This window comes from Candidatus Nitrosotalea sp. TS (assembly GCF_011319465.1).
In the GTDB taxonomy this organism is placed as follows: domain Archaea; phylum Thermoproteota; class Nitrososphaeria; order Nitrososphaerales; family Nitrosopumilaceae; genus Nitrosotalea.
Map to the genome: position 1 here is coordinate 13,882 of NZ_RCMB01000023.1, position 13,741 is coordinate 27,622.

The 13,741-nt window shown below is 39.5% G+C and carries 20 protein-coding genes and 1 pseudogene; 12 read left to right on the forward strand and 9 right to left on the reverse strand.

Features of this window, described 5'->3' with window-relative positions; all coding sequences use genetic code 11:
- Positions 1–152: 152 nt before the first annotated feature.
- The 3 genes from DYY67_RS09855 to DYY67_RS09865 all read right to left on the reverse strand — a co-directional run bounded on the left by DYY67_RS09855 (position 153) and on the right by DYY67_RS09865 (position 2,862).
- Entirely contained in the window at positions 153–992 is an 840-nt protein-coding gene (locus DYY67_RS09855; RefSeq protein WP_166392693.1) for a pentapeptide repeat-containing protein, read from the reverse strand.
- A gap of 173 nt (positions 993–1,165) precedes the next feature.
- A complete protein-coding gene (locus tag DYY67_RS09860; protein ID WP_166392694.1) occupies positions 1,166–2,077 on the reverse strand; it encodes a hypothetical protein in 912 nt (303 codons plus the stop codon).
- 56 nt (positions 2,078–2,133) lie between these two features.
- Positions 2,134–2,862: a hypothetical protein gene (locus tag DYY67_RS09865; RefSeq protein ID WP_166392695.1), complete on the reverse strand. Its 729-nt coding sequence runs from the start codon at positions 2,860–2,862 to the stop codon at positions 2,134–2,136.
- A 116-nt stretch (positions 2,863–2,978) separates the two neighbouring features.
- Between DYY67_RS09865 and DYY67_RS09870 the strand changes: the two genes are divergently transcribed.
- The 8 genes from DYY67_RS09870 (at position 2,979) to DYY67_RS09900 (ending at position 9,620) form a co-directional block, all read left to right on the forward strand.
- Positions 2,979–3,560 carry a copper resistance CopC family protein gene (locus DYY67_RS09870; protein WP_166392696.1) on the forward strand — a complete coding sequence of 194 codons (582 nt, stop codon included), beginning with the start codon at positions 2,979–2,981 and terminating at the stop codon, positions 3,558–3,560.
- 4 nt (positions 3,561–3,564) lie between these two features.
- Positions 3,565–3,705 (forward strand): hypothetical protein, encoded by a 141-nt coding sequence (locus tag DYY67_RS10170; RefSeq protein ID WP_218584722.1) that lies wholly within the window; start codon positions 3,565–3,567, stop codon positions 3,703–3,705.
- Entirely contained in the window at positions 3,702–5,048 is a 1,347-nt protein-coding gene (locus tag DYY67_RS09875; protein WP_166392697.1) for a CopD family protein, read from the forward strand. Before DYY67_RS10170 ends, DYY67_RS09875 begins: the two co-directional genes overlap by 4 nt.
- Positions 5,049–5,431: 383 nt before the next feature.
- A complete protein-coding gene (locus DYY67_RS09880) occupies positions 5,432–5,950 on the forward strand; it encodes an SMP-30/gluconolactonase/LRE family protein (RefSeq protein ID WP_166392698.1) in 519 nt (172 codons plus the stop codon).
- A gap of 19 nt (positions 5,951–5,969) precedes the next feature.
- Positions 5,970–6,698, forward strand: coding sequence for a hypothetical protein (locus tag DYY67_RS09885; protein ID WP_166392699.1), 729 nt, complete (start codon positions 5,970–5,972; stop codon positions 6,696–6,698).
- Between the two features lie 56 nt (positions 6,699–6,754).
- Positions 6,755–7,666, forward strand: a complete 912-nt coding sequence (locus tag DYY67_RS09890) for a hypothetical protein (protein ID WP_166392700.1) — start codon at positions 6,755–6,757, stop codon at positions 7,664–7,666.
- Between the two features lie 173 nt (positions 7,667–7,839).
- On the forward strand, positions 7,840–8,679 hold the full coding sequence (locus tag DYY67_RS09895) for a pentapeptide repeat-containing protein (protein ID WP_166392701.1): 840 nt from the start codon (positions 7,840–7,842) through the stop codon (positions 8,677–8,679).
- Positions 8,680–8,855: 176 nt separating this feature from the next.
- Positions 8,856–9,620 carry a HoxN/HupN/NixA family nickel/cobalt transporter gene (locus DYY67_RS09900; RefSeq protein WP_255492734.1) on the forward strand — a complete coding sequence of 255 codons (765 nt, stop codon included), beginning with the start codon at positions 8,856–8,858 and terminating at the stop codon, positions 9,618–9,620.
- Between the two features lie 128 nt (positions 9,621–9,748).
- Here the strand turns inward: DYY67_RS09900 and DYY67_RS10175 are convergent, their stop codons facing one another.
- The gene (locus DYY67_RS10175) at positions 9,749–9,973 is read right to left on the reverse strand and encodes a hypothetical protein (protein WP_218584721.1); all 225 of its coding nucleotides are present in this window, start codon (positions 9,971–9,973) and stop codon (positions 9,749–9,751) included.
- Between the two features lie 104 nt (positions 9,974–10,077).
- Here DYY67_RS10175 and DYY67_RS09905 point away from each other — a divergent pair, with 104 nt between their 5' ends.
- Entirely contained in the window at positions 10,078–10,803 is a 726-nt protein-coding gene (locus DYY67_RS09905; RefSeq protein ID WP_166392691.1) for a MarR family transcriptional regulator, read from the forward strand.
- Positions 10,804–10,850: 47 nt separating this feature from the next.
- On the opposite strand, the gene DYY67_RS09910 is transcribed toward DYY67_RS09905, so the two are convergent.
- The 5 genes and pseudogenes from DYY67_RS09910 to DYY67_RS11260 all read right to left on the reverse strand — a co-directional run bounded on the left by DYY67_RS09910 (position 10,851) and on the right by DYY67_RS11260 (position 12,309).
- A complete protein-coding gene (locus DYY67_RS09910; protein WP_166392702.1) occupies positions 10,851–11,279 on the reverse strand; it encodes a hypothetical protein in 429 nt (142 codons plus the stop codon).
- On the reverse strand, positions 11,266–11,526 hold the full coding sequence (locus DYY67_RS09915) for a hypothetical protein (protein ID WP_166392703.1): 261 nt from the start codon (positions 11,524–11,526) through the stop codon (positions 11,266–11,268). Before DYY67_RS09915 ends, DYY67_RS09910 begins: the two co-directional genes overlap by 14 nt.
- A gap of 44 nt (positions 11,527–11,570) precedes the next feature.
- On the reverse strand, positions 11,571–11,777 hold the full coding sequence (locus DYY67_RS09920) for a hypothetical protein (RefSeq protein WP_166392704.1): 207 nt from the start codon (positions 11,775–11,777) through the stop codon (positions 11,571–11,573).
- Positions 11,752–12,105: pseudogene (locus DYY67_RS09925) on the reverse strand (hypothetical protein). Before DYY67_RS09925 ends, DYY67_RS09920 begins: the two are co-directional and overlap by 26 nt.
- A 72-nt stretch (positions 12,106–12,177) precedes the next feature.
- Positions 12,178–12,309: a hypothetical protein gene (locus tag DYY67_RS11260; protein WP_255492713.1), complete on the reverse strand. Its 132-nt coding sequence runs from the start codon at positions 12,307–12,309 to the stop codon at positions 12,178–12,180.
- A 276-nt stretch (positions 12,310–12,585) separates the two neighbouring features.
- Between DYY67_RS11260 and DYY67_RS09935 the strand changes: the two genes are divergently transcribed.
- From DYY67_RS09935 to DYY67_RS09945, 3 genes are all read left to right on the forward strand, one after another.
- The gene (locus DYY67_RS09935; protein ID WP_166390750.1) at positions 12,586–12,837 is read left to right on the forward strand and encodes an Lrp/AsnC family transcriptional regulator; all 252 of its coding nucleotides are present in this window, start codon (positions 12,586–12,588) and stop codon (positions 12,835–12,837) included.
- A gap of 100 nt (positions 12,838–12,937) precedes the next feature.
- A complete protein-coding gene (locus DYY67_RS09940) occupies positions 12,938–13,111 on the forward strand; it encodes a hypothetical protein (RefSeq protein WP_255493129.1) in 174 nt (57 codons plus the stop codon).
- Between the two features lie 244 nt (positions 13,112–13,355).
- The gene (locus DYY67_RS09945; protein WP_166392707.1) at positions 13,356–13,598 is read left to right on the forward strand and encodes a hypothetical protein; all 243 of its coding nucleotides are present in this window, start codon (positions 13,356–13,358) and stop codon (positions 13,596–13,598) included.
- Positions 13,599–13,741 lie beyond the last annotated feature (143 nt).

The following is a 13,741-nucleotide window of genomic DNA, read 5'->3' on the forward strand; positions in this document are numbered from 1 at the left end:
TCTCAGCAAGTGATATGGATGTATGTTTTTAAATTTTGATTATTCCAGATTAATTGTGAAACAGACAGAAACTGTAGATCAATACATTTTTGGCACAATTCCCAAATAGATTCCAACAATTTAGATTAGATTTTAGTTTTCAACAGTGAGAATCAATTACAAACAGGATTATTTTTACAATGAAGATTGGCACCGGTAAGAATGGCGCTGCCCAAATCTGCACTGCTCAAATCTACACCGTCGAAATTGGCATTAGTTAGATTCGCATAAGCAAAGCCAGTATCTTGGAGACTTGCTCCCCTAAAGTCAGCCCCTGAGAGGTCCGAGTTCATAAACAAGACACGGTCCAGGTTAGCATTTTTTAGTATTATTCCATGAAAGGTTGCCCATCTCATAGTACTGTCGTGAAGTATGGTTCCAGTCAGATTTGCATTATTCATTGTTACAAAGTTAAAGTCAGAAAACTGCGCATCAGTTGATACCATGCTAGCACCTGAAAGATTGGCACTTGAAAAATCAGTGTTTGCCATCTCTGCGTTATTGAGATTGGCACCGTTTAGGTTTGCCTCAACCAGATCTGCTTTGAAAAGATTAGCATGTGAAAGATTTGTTCCTTGAAGATTTGAGCTATCAAGATGTGCGTGACTCAAATATTCGCCCGAATGATCACACCCATGCCAGTCCACAAGAGGGTAATTGTTGTCATTACAATTTTTAGACTGTGAAATTACGCTAGGAGATGCAGTGGTAGTTTGGTTTACTGATACAGTTTCCTTGGATGAAAGACTTGTAATAAGATTATGGATTTCCTGCATGAATTGCTGGTCATTTATGTTACCTGAAAGCCAAATGCTTGCATTGTCTCTGAACCATTGAGGTATCTGCTGTCCAGTATCAGCACTTGCATAATTATGAGATGATGTCAAGTTGAACAATAAGATAGCGACAAGAGCATAAACTACTGTAAGCATTGAGATTCTTTTTGGTGTCATAAGCCTATATCTGAAAATATTTGGTCAAATTAGATAATAAGGTACATGGTACATTTGATAGTTGTACCAAGATTGAAAATCCAAGACTGCGAATCAGGTACATGTTTTATCAAATGAATTTGGCGAAAATATTGGTTGTGTGACATGTGTTTCTTTTTGTGCCCGGCCCAAATTTACTTTCTTTGAAATATCCTTGACATGGCGATCACACCAATAAATGAAATCATCACAAGTAATATTGGAATGGGAAACTCTGGCACGGCAGAAATATTGAATGCCGATATCAGGTTAGGATGAATTTGCAGATGTACTACCATCATAACATCCATGCCAGTATCTCGCGCATCTATCTTCTGTTTGAGTTCATTGAGTGCAGTACCAACCTTGTCAAGATAAGGCGACGTATTTGAGGGTGCAATAGATTGTAAATTGCTAAACATATTTTGAGCCGTACCCGCTAGTGCTTGAGCACTTTGGTATGCAGCTACATTAACAATTGGAGTGCTTGTCGTTTTTGACATGCCGCCCATGCCAGACATGCCATTTCCAGATGACGAACTATTCATATTCATGTTATCCATGTTGGTAAGATCAATTGTTGATCCTATCGCAGTACCATAATCCTTTAGGACTTCATTTATCACGTTAACTATTGCCAATGCCTGTACCGTAGCGTTATTTTGTGATGAGCTGCTAACTTCTTGGGATTCAGCTTGGTCCAAGAGTTGACTTGTCTCATCTGCCTTTTGATTTGCCACAGTAGAATCTGCGTTTTGTTGTCCCGCCATAGAATACAAGTCATCTATTGATGTCGATAACTGAGTGGCAAGAGTAGAGTTTGTTTGAGAGAGAACACCAATCTCGTTGCTTCCCCAGTATTCCTGGCTCTTTGAGATATGCCATTGAGATAACGTATTATTTGAAATATTATCTGCCATCAGCTTTGATTCAACCTTGAACTCTTGAACTTGCGCAATCAAATTTGCATCTGAATTTTGAACAAATGTATGGGCAAATGCAGGATGGGCAACCATTGTACCGCTGAATATAATGACCATTAACGATACAACAAGAGCCCTTTTCATATCAACATGTGCACTGATATCATTTTAAAATATTTTGGTATATACGTCAAAGAGAATCAGGTTTGATTTTTTCGTGTTAATGCTACAACTGCGATTACGATTCCCGCAACTCCAATTCCAATTCCCGTGATACTTATCATAAACAATGTGTCTGTAATGTTTTTTACCTCATCAAATGATTTTGCCACGTTTGCGTAACTCTGCGTAGCTATATTGGCGTCACTTGCTGCTTTGGTGATCTCTGCAGATAATTGGTTTATGACTTGAGAGCTCACATTATTTTGTTCGGATCCTGAAGGTACTGTTACCGAAGACGAGGGTATTGATGATGGCGTAGAGCCAAGTGGTTGATAATATGCATCCTTATTCTCCACTTCATCAAGTGGAAATACTGCATTTACTGACTGCCCATCTATGGTGCCATTCACTATTACATTGTAAGAGCCAACTTTTGTTGGGATCACCGTAGCGTCATACTCGTCTGGAGTGTCATCACTTGGGGTAAACTGTAATGTCTTTTGCAATCCGCCATATGTTATCACTATAGTCATGTTGTCTAGTGCTGTTTCTTGTATTGGAGAGGTATTGTTGCCGCTTCCCTTGTCTACAAATACTTGTATGGTATTTGTATCCCCAATAAGAGGTGGCTCATTTGCAAGCCCTATCTTTACTGTCACGTCTCCAAAGTTTTTTGTTACATGTGCACTTGCAGGGTGCACTGCAAAAGGGATTACAATAAGAGCTACAAGTATCGGGATCAACATGATGCTAAAATTTTTCTTCATTTACAAATCGTCCTTCTTGTCATATAAAATATTTTGTGGTACAGACGACGAATAAATTTTGCTCTTGTACTAGTAGATTAAAATAACATGTAATCTCCATTATGATGTAATCCTAGATGAAATACCCTCAGAATTTGAAAATAATTTTACTTGCATCCATATCCGTTTCATGCATACTGGTAATTTCGACCATTCCTGTGTCATACGAGCATGCCTTCATCTCAAGCAGCACCCCAAATGCGTATGAGTCCGTGTCTTCTGTTCCATCTACAATAGACATTATTTTCAGCGATCCGGTGGATATCAAGTACAGTAAGATCGAAGTTACCGGTCCAAACGGTAATCAAGTTCAAAATAATGACTTGCATTATACCAACTCGGATCATACTGGACTTGAAATCACACTTCAATCTGGACTCCCAAATGGAATCTATACTGTATCCACTAAGGTACTTGATGCAACAGACGGTCATGTGACTACGCCTGGAATTGTATTTGGAGTAAATACCAAAGTATCACAAAATCTTGCACAATCGTCATCTGATATCTCAACTGAGATCTCAATACCTGAGGCAATTGCTAGATTTCCTACACTTGTAGCACAGGTGATGGTTGTAGGTGCTGCATCGGCAACACTATGGCTCTGGAAACCCGTGTCGAGGATCTCGTGGCTAAACTGCATCTCTTGCAACAAGTAGGACGTTGATTGACAAGAGAATGATAAAATTGGCATTGATAGGTTCGATATTGCTTGTAGCGTCAGATTTTGGAATGGTAGTAGCTGAAGCATTTGCTATCGGTGGTGGCTTGGAGATGCATTATCTACCAAGTTTGGCAATATGATGATTGTTCGCATAATTATTTCCGCAGGACTTCTTGCAGTCTCGGCTGCAGTATATCTTGATACCAGAAAAGGCAAGCAAGTTACAAAATATTCCATATGGGTACTTTTTGGAATGGGTGTTGGTGCATTGCTGACTACAAGTTTGATTGGTCATGGCACAGCTACAGGATATGTATATGCCACATTGATTGACTTTATACATAATGTAGTGGCCTCATTATGGATTGGTGGCGTCTTTTATCTTGCATTTGCAGTATCTCCGGTGCTAAAACAATTGAGGAACAAAGAAGCATATCTTTCACTAATTTCTATCGTGATTCCAAGGTTTTCAATACTTGTTGTAGCTTCACTTGGAGTCGTAGCAATAACTGGACCATTCCTGCTGTATATACTTGAAAACAATCTGTCGCTTACACTTGTGTCTACATATGGTAAGATCCTGATCATAAAACTATTGCTTGCTGCAGCCATGATATCAATAGGAGCTTACACTCAACTAGTCATTCACAAAAAAGCATCAAATCTTTTAAGAACAGCAGTGAAAACCAACGGAACATCGACGATCAGCTCAGTTGAATCGCTGTCATTTAACATCACAAAGATTGAGGCTATTATTGGAATGGCACTACTTGCCTCGGTTGCAGTTCTTACTAATTCAGGAACGCCTGGGAATGAGTTTCCAATTCAGCAAGATGCGATACCCCATGTGTTTGCCATGACTCCACTTGGGAATGTGGACAATAATGTATTCACAGATACAAAAACCGTTGATGGAAATAAGGTAATGATGACATTAAGTCCGTTTGGCCTTGGAATTGATAATTTTACAGTAACATTTCTTGATCCGTCCATGAAACAACTGGATATGAAGTCAGTAGAATTGGTACCTACGCAAACTGATAAAGGAATTTCATTGCAAAATGTAGAGATGCAGAAGATCAGCAACGGATCTTTTACTGCAAATGTTCCATTTAGCATTGGAGGCAATTGGGAGATAGGGGTAAATGGATTTCAATCCCAAGCAAATTCCATAGAGATTGCAACTACGTACGATTTTTACTTGAAACCTGCACTAAACCAACTTTCATTTAATCTCACTGAATACCATATGCCGCAAAATGCCTCACTTCCACTGTATCCGGTATATGACAAAAACAGAGAGATTGTCTGGGTTGGCGATTCTGCTATAGGTAGCGGTAGAATATTTGGATTTGATCTCACTTCTCATAAATACACTGAACACAAGCTATCTGGCGTCAATATTGTAACATGGATGGCGCTTGATTCTGACGGTATGATATGGTATGTTGATCCAATCAACAAAAATTCTAGGCCATTATAATCCTGACGACAACTCTGATAAACAATACAAGATTCCAAACAGCGGAATCATATCTGGTATGACATTAGATAAAACATCGCAAATATGGTTGATTGTTGCAAACGGTGATCAATTACTGAAAGTTTAATCCTCAAGCAGGATCGTTTACTACAATTTCATTACCTTCTGGCTCAGAGCCGCTTGGAATAACAACTGCTGCTGATTCTGGCAAAATATGGATTGCAGAAGCGGTCAGTCGGTAAGATTGCAGAGGTTGAATCCTACTAATGGTAATGTGATACAGCATGATCCGAACATAAATGCAACCCAATCCGATCTGACTTCAATATTGGAAGATCCGAGAAACGATCAAGTGTATGTAACAGAAGCATGAAGGTCATGGATTGCTTGTTCTGGACTCTTTGATTAACATGTTCAAATCATATCCGCTTGACCAAAATCCTTCCAATTTGCCTTATGGCATGACACTTGATGCTGACGGTCACCTGTGGATTGCACAGCATACCTATGACAAAGTTGCGGTAGTGGACCCAAGTACAGGTCAATATGTTCAAATTGATATTCCGTCAAAAAATTCATTCACACAGTGGCTTGTGGCTACAGATAAAGGAGTAGTGATTGCAGAACAAAGAGCACATGCGCTTGGTTTGATCACATCAAGTGTTAACAGTGCAGAATCTGCAAACAGCGCAGGTAATCTGGTTGCTCCAATCATTCCTGTCTCACCTCTGAAACTATGCGGGATTTGCCGCTCCATTGATTGCAGTATTCGTTGTTGCATCCTCGTTTTTCTACACCAAAACAGCAACAGATCTTACAAACAGCATACGGGATGTGAAAAGATACGGCTCTTACCATACTGGTTCGCATTCGCCTGTCGTACCACAAAATATTTTATATGACAAGAAGGACGATTTGTAAATGAAGAAGAATTTTAGCATCATGTTGATCCCGATACTTGTAGCTCTTATTGTAATCCCTTTTGCAGTGCACCCTGCCAGCGCACATGTAACAAAAAACTTTGGAGACGTGACAGTAAAGATAGGGCTTGCAAATGAGCCACCTCTTATTGGAGACACAAATACTGTACAAGTGTTCGTAGACAAGGGAAGCGGCAACAATACAACTCCAATACAAGAAACAGCGCTAGACAACATGACTATAGTGATAACATATGGCGGATTGCAAAAGACATTACAGTTTACCCCAAGTGATGACACTCCAGACGAGTATGACGCTACGGTGATCCCAACCAAGGTTGGCTCTTACAATGTAATAGTGAATGGCACCATAGATGGACAGTCAGTAAATGCAGTATTTCCACTTGATGAGGTGGAGAATAAGGATGCATATTATCAACCACTTGGCTCTACACCATCATCAATACCCTCGTCTTCGGTAACAGTACCTTCAGGATCCGAACAAAATAATGTAAGCTCTCAAGTCATAAACCAATTATCTGCTGAGATCACCAAAGCAGCAAGTGACGCCAATATAGCTACACAGAGTTACGCAAACGTGGCAAAATCATTTGATGAGGTAAAAAACATTACAGACACATTGTTTATGATAAGCATAACGGGAATTGGAATTGGAGTTGCAGGAATCGTAATCGCAGTTGTAGCACTAACACGTAAAAATCAAACCTGATTCTCTTTGACGTATATACCAAAATATTTTAAAATGTTGCTGGTGCACCTGTTGATATGAAAAGGACTCTTGTTGTATCGTTAATGGTCATTATATTCAGCGGTACAATGGTTGTTCATCCTGCATTTGCTCATACCTTTGTTCAAAATTCCGACGCAAGTTTGATTGCACAAATTCAAGAGTTCAAGGTTGAATCAAAGTTGATGGCAGATAATATTTCAAATAATACGTTATCTCAATGGCACCTATCAAAAAGTCAAGAGTACTGGGGAAACAACGAGATTGGTGTTCTCTCTCAAACAAACTCTACTCTTGCTACTCAGTTATCGACATCAATAGATAACCTATATTCTATGGCAGGACAACAAAACGCAGATCCTACTATGGCAAACCAAAAGGCAGATGAGACAAGCCAACTCTTGGACCAAGCTGAATCCCAAGAAGTTAGCAGCTCATCACAAAATAACTCTACGGTACAGGCATTGGCAATAGTTAACGTGATAAATGAAGTCCTAAAGGATTATGGCACTGCAATAGGATCAACAATTGATCTTACCAACATGGATAACATGAATATGAATAGTTCGTCATCTGGAAATGGCATGTCTGGCATGAGCGGCATGTCAAAAACGACAAGCACTCCAATTGTTAATGTAGCTGCGTATCAAAGTGCTCAAGCACTAGCAGGTACGGCCCAAAACATGTTTAGCAATTTACAATCTATTGCACCATCAAATACGTCGCCTTATCTTGACAAGGTTGGTACTGCACTCAATGAACTCAAACAGAAGATAGATGCGCGAGATACTGGCATGGATGTTATGATGGTAGTACATCTGCAAATTCATCCTAACTTGATATCTGCATTTGATATTTCTGCCGTACCAGAGTTTCCAATCCCAATACTGCTTGTGATGATATCATTTATTGGTGTGATCGCCATGTCAAGAATATTTCAAAGAAAGTAAATTTGGGCCGGGCACAAAAAGAAATACATGTCATACAACCAATATTTTCACCAAATTCATTTGATAAAACATGTACCTGATTCGCAGTCTTGGATTTTCAATCTTGGTACATCTATCAAATGTACCATGTACCTTATTATCTAATTTGACCAAATATTTTCAGATATAGGCTTATGACACCAAAAAGAATCTCAATGCTTACAGTAGTTTATGCTCTTGTCACTATCTTATTGTTTAACTTGACATCATCTCATAATTATGCAAGTGCTGATACTGGACAGCAGATACCTCAATGGTTCAGAGACAATGCAAGCATTTGGCTTTCAGGTAACATGAATGACCAGCAATTCGTGCAGGAAATCCATAATCTTATTACAAGTCTCTCATCCAAGGAAACTGTATCAGTAAACCAAACTACTCCTGCATCTCCTAGCGTAATTTCACAGTCTAAAAATTGTAATGACAACAATTACCCTCTTGTGGACTGGCATGGGTGTGATCATTCGGGCGAATATTTGAGTCATGCCCATCTTGATAGCTCAAATCTTCAAGGAACAAATCTTTCACATGCTAATCTTTTCAAAGCAGATCTGGTTGAGGCAAACCTAAACGGTGCCAATCTCAATAACGCAGAAATGACAAACACTGATTTCTCAAGTGCCAATCTTTCAGGTGCTAGCATGGTATCAACTGATGCGCAGTTTTCTGACTTTAACTTTGTAACAATGAATAATGCAAATCTGACTGGAACCATACTTCATGACAGTACTATGAGGTGGGCAACCTTTCATGGAATAATACTAAAAAATGCTAACCTGGACCGTGTCTTGTTTATGAACTCGGACCTCTCAGGGGCTGACTTTAGGGGAGCAAGTCTACAAGATACTGGCTTTGCTTATGCGAATCTAACTAATGCCAATTTCGACGGTGTAGATTTGAGCAGTGCAGATTTGGGCAGCGCCATTCTTACCGGTGCTAATCTTCATTGTAAAAATAATCCTGTTTGTAATTGATTCTCACTGTTGAAAACTAGAATCTAATCTAAACTGTTGGAATCTATTTGGGAATTGTGCCAAAAATGTATTGATCTACAGTTTCTGTCTGTTTCCCAATTAATCTGGAATAATCAAAATTTAAAAACATACATCCATATCACTTGCTGAGATGGGGAAAATCTAATTTGGTAGACATGTGGCCGTTTATCGCTGTATCACTTCCAACAATGATTTTGCTTGGCATGCGTCATGCTCTTGACGTTGATCATATTACGGCTATTGATAACTTGGTTCGACTACATAATGCAATCAAGAGATCAAGATGGGTAGGTGCAGGATTCAGCGCAGGCCATATGATATCAGTATTGGCAGAAATGGTTTTCATAATCTACGTCATTGGCAGCATGACTAGTACTGGCAATCTGGCCTTTTGGGGCGGGGTGATAGGGGCTATCGCCTTGGGTGTAATAGGAACAATTAACATCTATTCCATGAAGAAATGGGGAAAAAGCGGTTCTGCGATACTGGCAAGCAAAATTCTCAGCAAAACCGGAATGCTAGGTCCTGTCGGGTCTGCACTTGTAACAGGTTTAGTATTTGGCCTTGGATTTGATACTGCAACGCAAATTTCAGCCATTTCGTTATCTGCAGTGGCGTCAGCTACTACAGGTGTCCAATCTGCATTGATATTGGCAGGCTTTTTTGCTCTGGGCATGATTCCAATTGATACTTTTGACAGTGTAATACTTCGTTCTGCATTTTCAAGGATATTCAATACTCGTGGCTTTCGATACATGTCATACGCCCTGAGTGGCGCAGCAATGATAGTTGCATTCGTTGCTTCGTATGAAATATTGACAAAATCCTCTGTCATGCCAGAATTTACAGGCCCTGTCTTGGCGGTTGCAATAGTATCAACATCATTTGGATATGCTTTTGCAACTAGAAACAAGAATTAGATCTATTAGCGATGACAACATGTTTGGTCAATCCATTGATGTACGCAGTACCTGTGACTAGGTTTATTGGATATCAGTCACTTTATCAATGTCGTATCAAATCAAAGTTATGTGCATTTTTGTACCTGTCAAAAGGAGAATTGATGATTTTTGAGATGTAAAGGAATATGCAATAGGTTTGCAGCAAAGAGACCATCTGACGGATTCAGATTTGTGGCAGGACAGCGACCGTGTTCTGTGTGCGGTGTCTTCATTGATGTAAATTCATATCCTCTGTATCGCTGTCCGTGTTGCAATAATAAATTAAGACTAAGCTCAAGAAATGCAAGGTCAAGAAAAAATAGACTAAACATACTGTACAAATCTTTGACCAATATGGTGACAAGACAGGAAGAAGATAGCGCGATAATGTCGCCTATCCTTAAATAAGTAGCAAGCTCATTATGGGATAGAAAAAATGGAAAACAAAGAAATCAAGACTGAGATCGAGGAAAAAAAGGAGGAAAAAGAAATAACACTAGATGACAAGATAGTGCAACTCATAATTGATGACTCTACTGGAATATCACTTGATGACTTTCAAGCAAATGACAAGAAAGTTTTGTCGATATTAAACCAAGATAATGATTTAGCTGATAATCAGTACACTTTCAATGGCTTGGCAAGAAAACTGGGAATGCACCAGCAAAGTCTATCACGAGCTCTGCATAGATTGGAAAATTCCGGTCTTGTAGAGAAAAGCGAGGCTGGTTATAGGCCAAGTAAGAACCTAAGATCAATTCTAGTCAAGAGGTCTAGGTTAGATCTTGAGAATTTGTCTAGGAAAATATCAAAGCAACACATTCAGTTTGTCCAGGTACTTCAGCTGTACATTCCAAGCACTGTTGAGGTTGAAGAAATTGTAAACAAGCTTGTCGGAAAATGGTTTGGTAATTTGAGATGGATAGGATTGATGGATGGAGACGGAGGATATGTGCTACAATGGGCCAACGATGACAAGTTTCAAGTCAACCTCAAGATTGTATCAAGATACGCAGTAGTAGAGAGCAATGCCATAGGAGACAAAAGCAAGGCAGAAGCCATGGTTAGTGCATATCGTATATTTGAGCAAATAACCAAAGTATTCCAGAAGACAAAACCTAGCGGAAGGAATAGTTTGGATTCTTTCAATCAATATAACTGAAAATACGACTCTGTGATGATACCGTATATCTAAAAAAAATAAAAAAGTTAGTTTCCCTTCTCAAAGGGAATCTTGTGGAACGTATTTTCGCCTGAAAGAACAATGCCTGTCTCAACAATTGGTTTCTCACCAAGCGCTTTCTCTATTGCCTTCTTTGATAGATCTATGGCCTGCTGCTGGGTCAAATCTGCACTGTACTCCTTTGTCACTACATCCAACGCCATGTCAGCTGCCTGACCTATGGCAAAACCAGAGCCTCTAAAGAAAGTACCACTTGGGTCAACTTGGTACATCTGTACTCCAGTCTCATCTGCGCCAGCCAGTATGATTGAAGCAGCTTGTGGTCTTACAGCATACGTTGTATAGTTGTGTAGGTAAGTGCTGAGATGTTTTGCCAGAGAATCTGTATCTATCGGACTCTCATACGTCAATTTGTGTTTCTGAGCTTCTAGTCTTAGGGTGTCAATTAGCTGCAAGATGTCTCCAATGTATCCTGAACCCAGTGGCACCTACGTGATAATCAATTGAGAATATTTTCTCAGATGGCTCTATCAATGGGTGCGTTGGTTTTATCTGGCTTGAAAGTATGGCAAACTTTGGAGTCCTGATTCCAATAGTTGTTGACCCGCGACTTACTGCTTCAAGCGCGCTGTCCACCAGAACAAGTCTGCCCTGAGGTCCATAGAATGGAAACCTTCCAGAGTTTGGACTAGATTCTGACATTTATGCAGCAACCTCCCTTGTTATCATTGGTATTGCCAACACATCTATTCCGTTGCCAGGAGCCTGGGGTCTCGCTCCATTGCAGCGGCAACAGCTCGCGTGGCAATCTCCTTTGCTTGCTCGTTTTTGATCTCCCTTGTTGTACAAGCTTTCAAGCACTCCGTATGCAATGGGAGAACCAGAGCCTGATGAGCAAAGTCTTCTGCTGTTATGGCACCACTCATGTCAGCTGCATATACAGTGCGCGCCATGTTGGTCTACTCCTGCCACAAGCAACTCTACATAATATGGCTGATAATTTCTCAAGCCAGAATATGCTAGATTTGCAATCAATCTGGTAGACTCTTTTACAGTTAGAGGAAATCCTCTTCGAAGTTCCATCAATCTTCTCTCGGCCTTTGCTACCTTGATTATGTATTCTGCGTCAGAGAGCTGACCTGCGATTGCCACTGCAACGTCTCATCTATTTTTGCAATCTTTTTGGACTATCTTTGATCCGATGAAGAATCCCTTGCTTGCTCTTTTGTCTGAGCCCAAGACTACTCCATCTCTTGTCTTGATTCCTACGATTGTTGTCATGACATCTATACGACAGTAGGGAATTAATTGACTGGTAATCTCCTAAACCTAGTCACAAAAACATGGATGATATCAGACTGCCAAAGGAGCCCCGCATTTTGAGCATTTTACCTCAAACATTTTGAGGTACACTTCACCCTTGGTATCGACATCGACGCATTGTTTACCGCCTTCTTTACAAACGTGGCAGAATTCTTTTCTCATGTGTATTATTCGTCAGCCAAAGTAATAAAGCTCACTGTGTAGAAATTGAAATTACAAATAGATTACTTTGCCTGTTGGATAGTCTTTTATTTCGTGATCACGTATTATATCACAGACAACAACCAAAGAAAGAAACATTGGCATGTATGTTCATAGCCAGTGAACCCCTAGTTAGGAGACTAGATGTTTTACTCTGTTATCTTGGTTATGTGAAAAATTGTATGTGGGTTTGTAAGGGGGTCCATACTGAAATAGTATGGATTCCTAAATACTGTGATGCCAACTGCATACATTCTACTAAATAGCCAGCCAAATTCCGAAGTCGAGATAATATCGAAAATAAATGAAATCATGACTGGCCAATCTGTCAAGTATGAGATTCAAGGAGTTTATGGGGTGTATGATATAATTGCCAAAATAGAGTGTGGAAATATGGAAGACGTAAGAAACATGCTTGGTAAAATAAGAAGAGTGAACAAGATCGTCTCCACAATTACAATGCTGGTCAACGAAGAGCAAGAAATCTAACTCCTGTATTTCTCATAGATCATAATTTTTAAAAAAAGCAAATAAAAGACGCCTGCTAATGGAATGGTCATGCGTGACATCAATGAAATAATGCCAAAAATTGAAAATATGCGATGGGTGCACTAATGAATACTCCGCCACTAATGAGAAAGTAAATGAGATGAATACCATGTTTCCTCATGATGGTAGGTGGCATACCGTGTTTGAAGAAGAAAAGCAGGTCTTCGTTGATGGCATTCGTATCTGGAAAAAAGACCCAAAATCATGGACATAAATTTGAAAACCTCATGATCTGTAACTGCATTCCTGAATCTGCATGTTACAAATACTAGTTAAATTAGATTCAGACTTGATTATCTTGCCAAGATTTTTTGTACTTTTTTTCAATTTTTAATAATGAAATTTCAAAATCTACTGCGATCGTATATGTATTAATCACAGTCATACATAGATTAAATCTCCTTTTTGGTATCATCATGTTGAAATTGACACAAAGCTTCAAGCAGATGGATTCATGCATGCAGATCTTAGGTCTAGATAGATCTGTTCGCTTTGTAGGGAGAATAAAAGACAGAAAATTGATATCCTTTGCTAGAAGCCCAGATGCTGCGCCTCTGCTTGATGAAGAACTGAGCAGTATGGCTCATTATCAAGCGTCAGTCAAAGCCTCATGGGAGGACATGTTCAATGAAGCCCTTGGCAAGACCAAACTGGATGATAACATCCAAGGAAAAAGTGAAATTGATTACTCTCTTTCTTAGACGATGGGTCTACTCATCCTGTCCACCGAGCCCAACTCAAACCACGACATGATAATTCAGAAGATAAAAGTCTTAACATGAAACTGTGACTGCATGTCTGGAGTTTTTGTATCTGAATTGTACCTGATAACGACAAAAATTGT

Coding starts and splice junctions, on each gene's coding strand:
- DYY67_RS09855 (WP_166392693.1), bottom strand. CDS start 992: ATGACACCAAAAAGAATCTCAATGCTTACAGTAGTTTATGCTCTTGTC.
- DYY67_RS09860 (WP_166392694.1), bottom strand. CDS start 2,077: ATGAAAAGGGCTCTTGTTGTATCGTTAATGGTCATTATATTCAGCGGT.
- DYY67_RS09865 (WP_166392695.1), bottom strand. CDS start 2,862: ATGAAGAAAAATTTTAGCATCATGTTGATCCCGATACTTGTAGCTCTT.
- DYY67_RS09870 (WP_166392696.1), top strand. CDS start 2,979: ATGAAATACCCTCAGAATTTGAAAATAATTTTACTTGCATCCATATCC.
- DYY67_RS09875 (WP_166392697.1), top strand. CDS start 3,702: ATGATGATTGTTCGCATAATTATTTCCGCAGGACTTCTTGCAGTCTCG.
- DYY67_RS09885 (WP_166392699.1), top strand. CDS start 5,970: ATGAAGAAGAATTTTAGCATCATGTTGATCCCGATACTTGTAGCTCTT.
- DYY67_RS09890 (WP_166392700.1), top strand. CDS start 6,755: ATGAAAAGGACTCTTGTTGTATCGTTAATGGTCATTATATTCAGCGGT.
- DYY67_RS09895 (WP_166392701.1), top strand. CDS start 7,840: ATGACACCAAAAAGAATCTCAATGCTTACAGTAGTTTATGCTCTTGTC.
- DYY67_RS09900 (WP_255492734.1), top strand. CDS start 8,856: ATGTGGCCGTTTATCGCTGTATCACTTCCAACAATGATTTTGCTTGGC.
- DYY67_RS10175 (WP_218584721.1), bottom strand. CDS start 9,973: ATGTTTAGTCTATTTTTTCTTGACCTTGCATTTCTTGAGCTTAGTCTT.
- DYY67_RS09905 (WP_166392691.1), top strand. CDS start 10,078: ATGGAAAACAAAGAAATCAAGACTGAGATCGAGGAAAAAAAGGAGGAA.
- DYY67_RS09915 (WP_166392703.1), bottom strand. CDS start 11,526: ATGTCAGAATCTAGTCCAAACTCTGGAAGGTTTCCATTCTATGGACCT.
- DYY67_RS09920 (WP_166392704.1), bottom strand. CDS start 11,777: ATGGCGCGCACTGTATATGCAGCTGACATGAGTGGTGCCATAACAGCA.
- DYY67_RS11260 (WP_255492713.1), bottom strand. CDS start 12,309: ATGAGAAAAGAATTCTGCCACGTTTGTAAAGAAGGCGGTAAACAATGC.
- DYY67_RS09935 (WP_166390750.1), top strand. CDS start 12,586: ATGCCAACTGCATACATTCTACTAAATAGCCAGCCAAATTCCGAAGTC.
- DYY67_RS09945 (WP_166392707.1), top strand. CDS start 13,356: ATGCAGATCTTAGGTCTAGATAGATCTGTTCGCTTTGTAGGGAGAATA.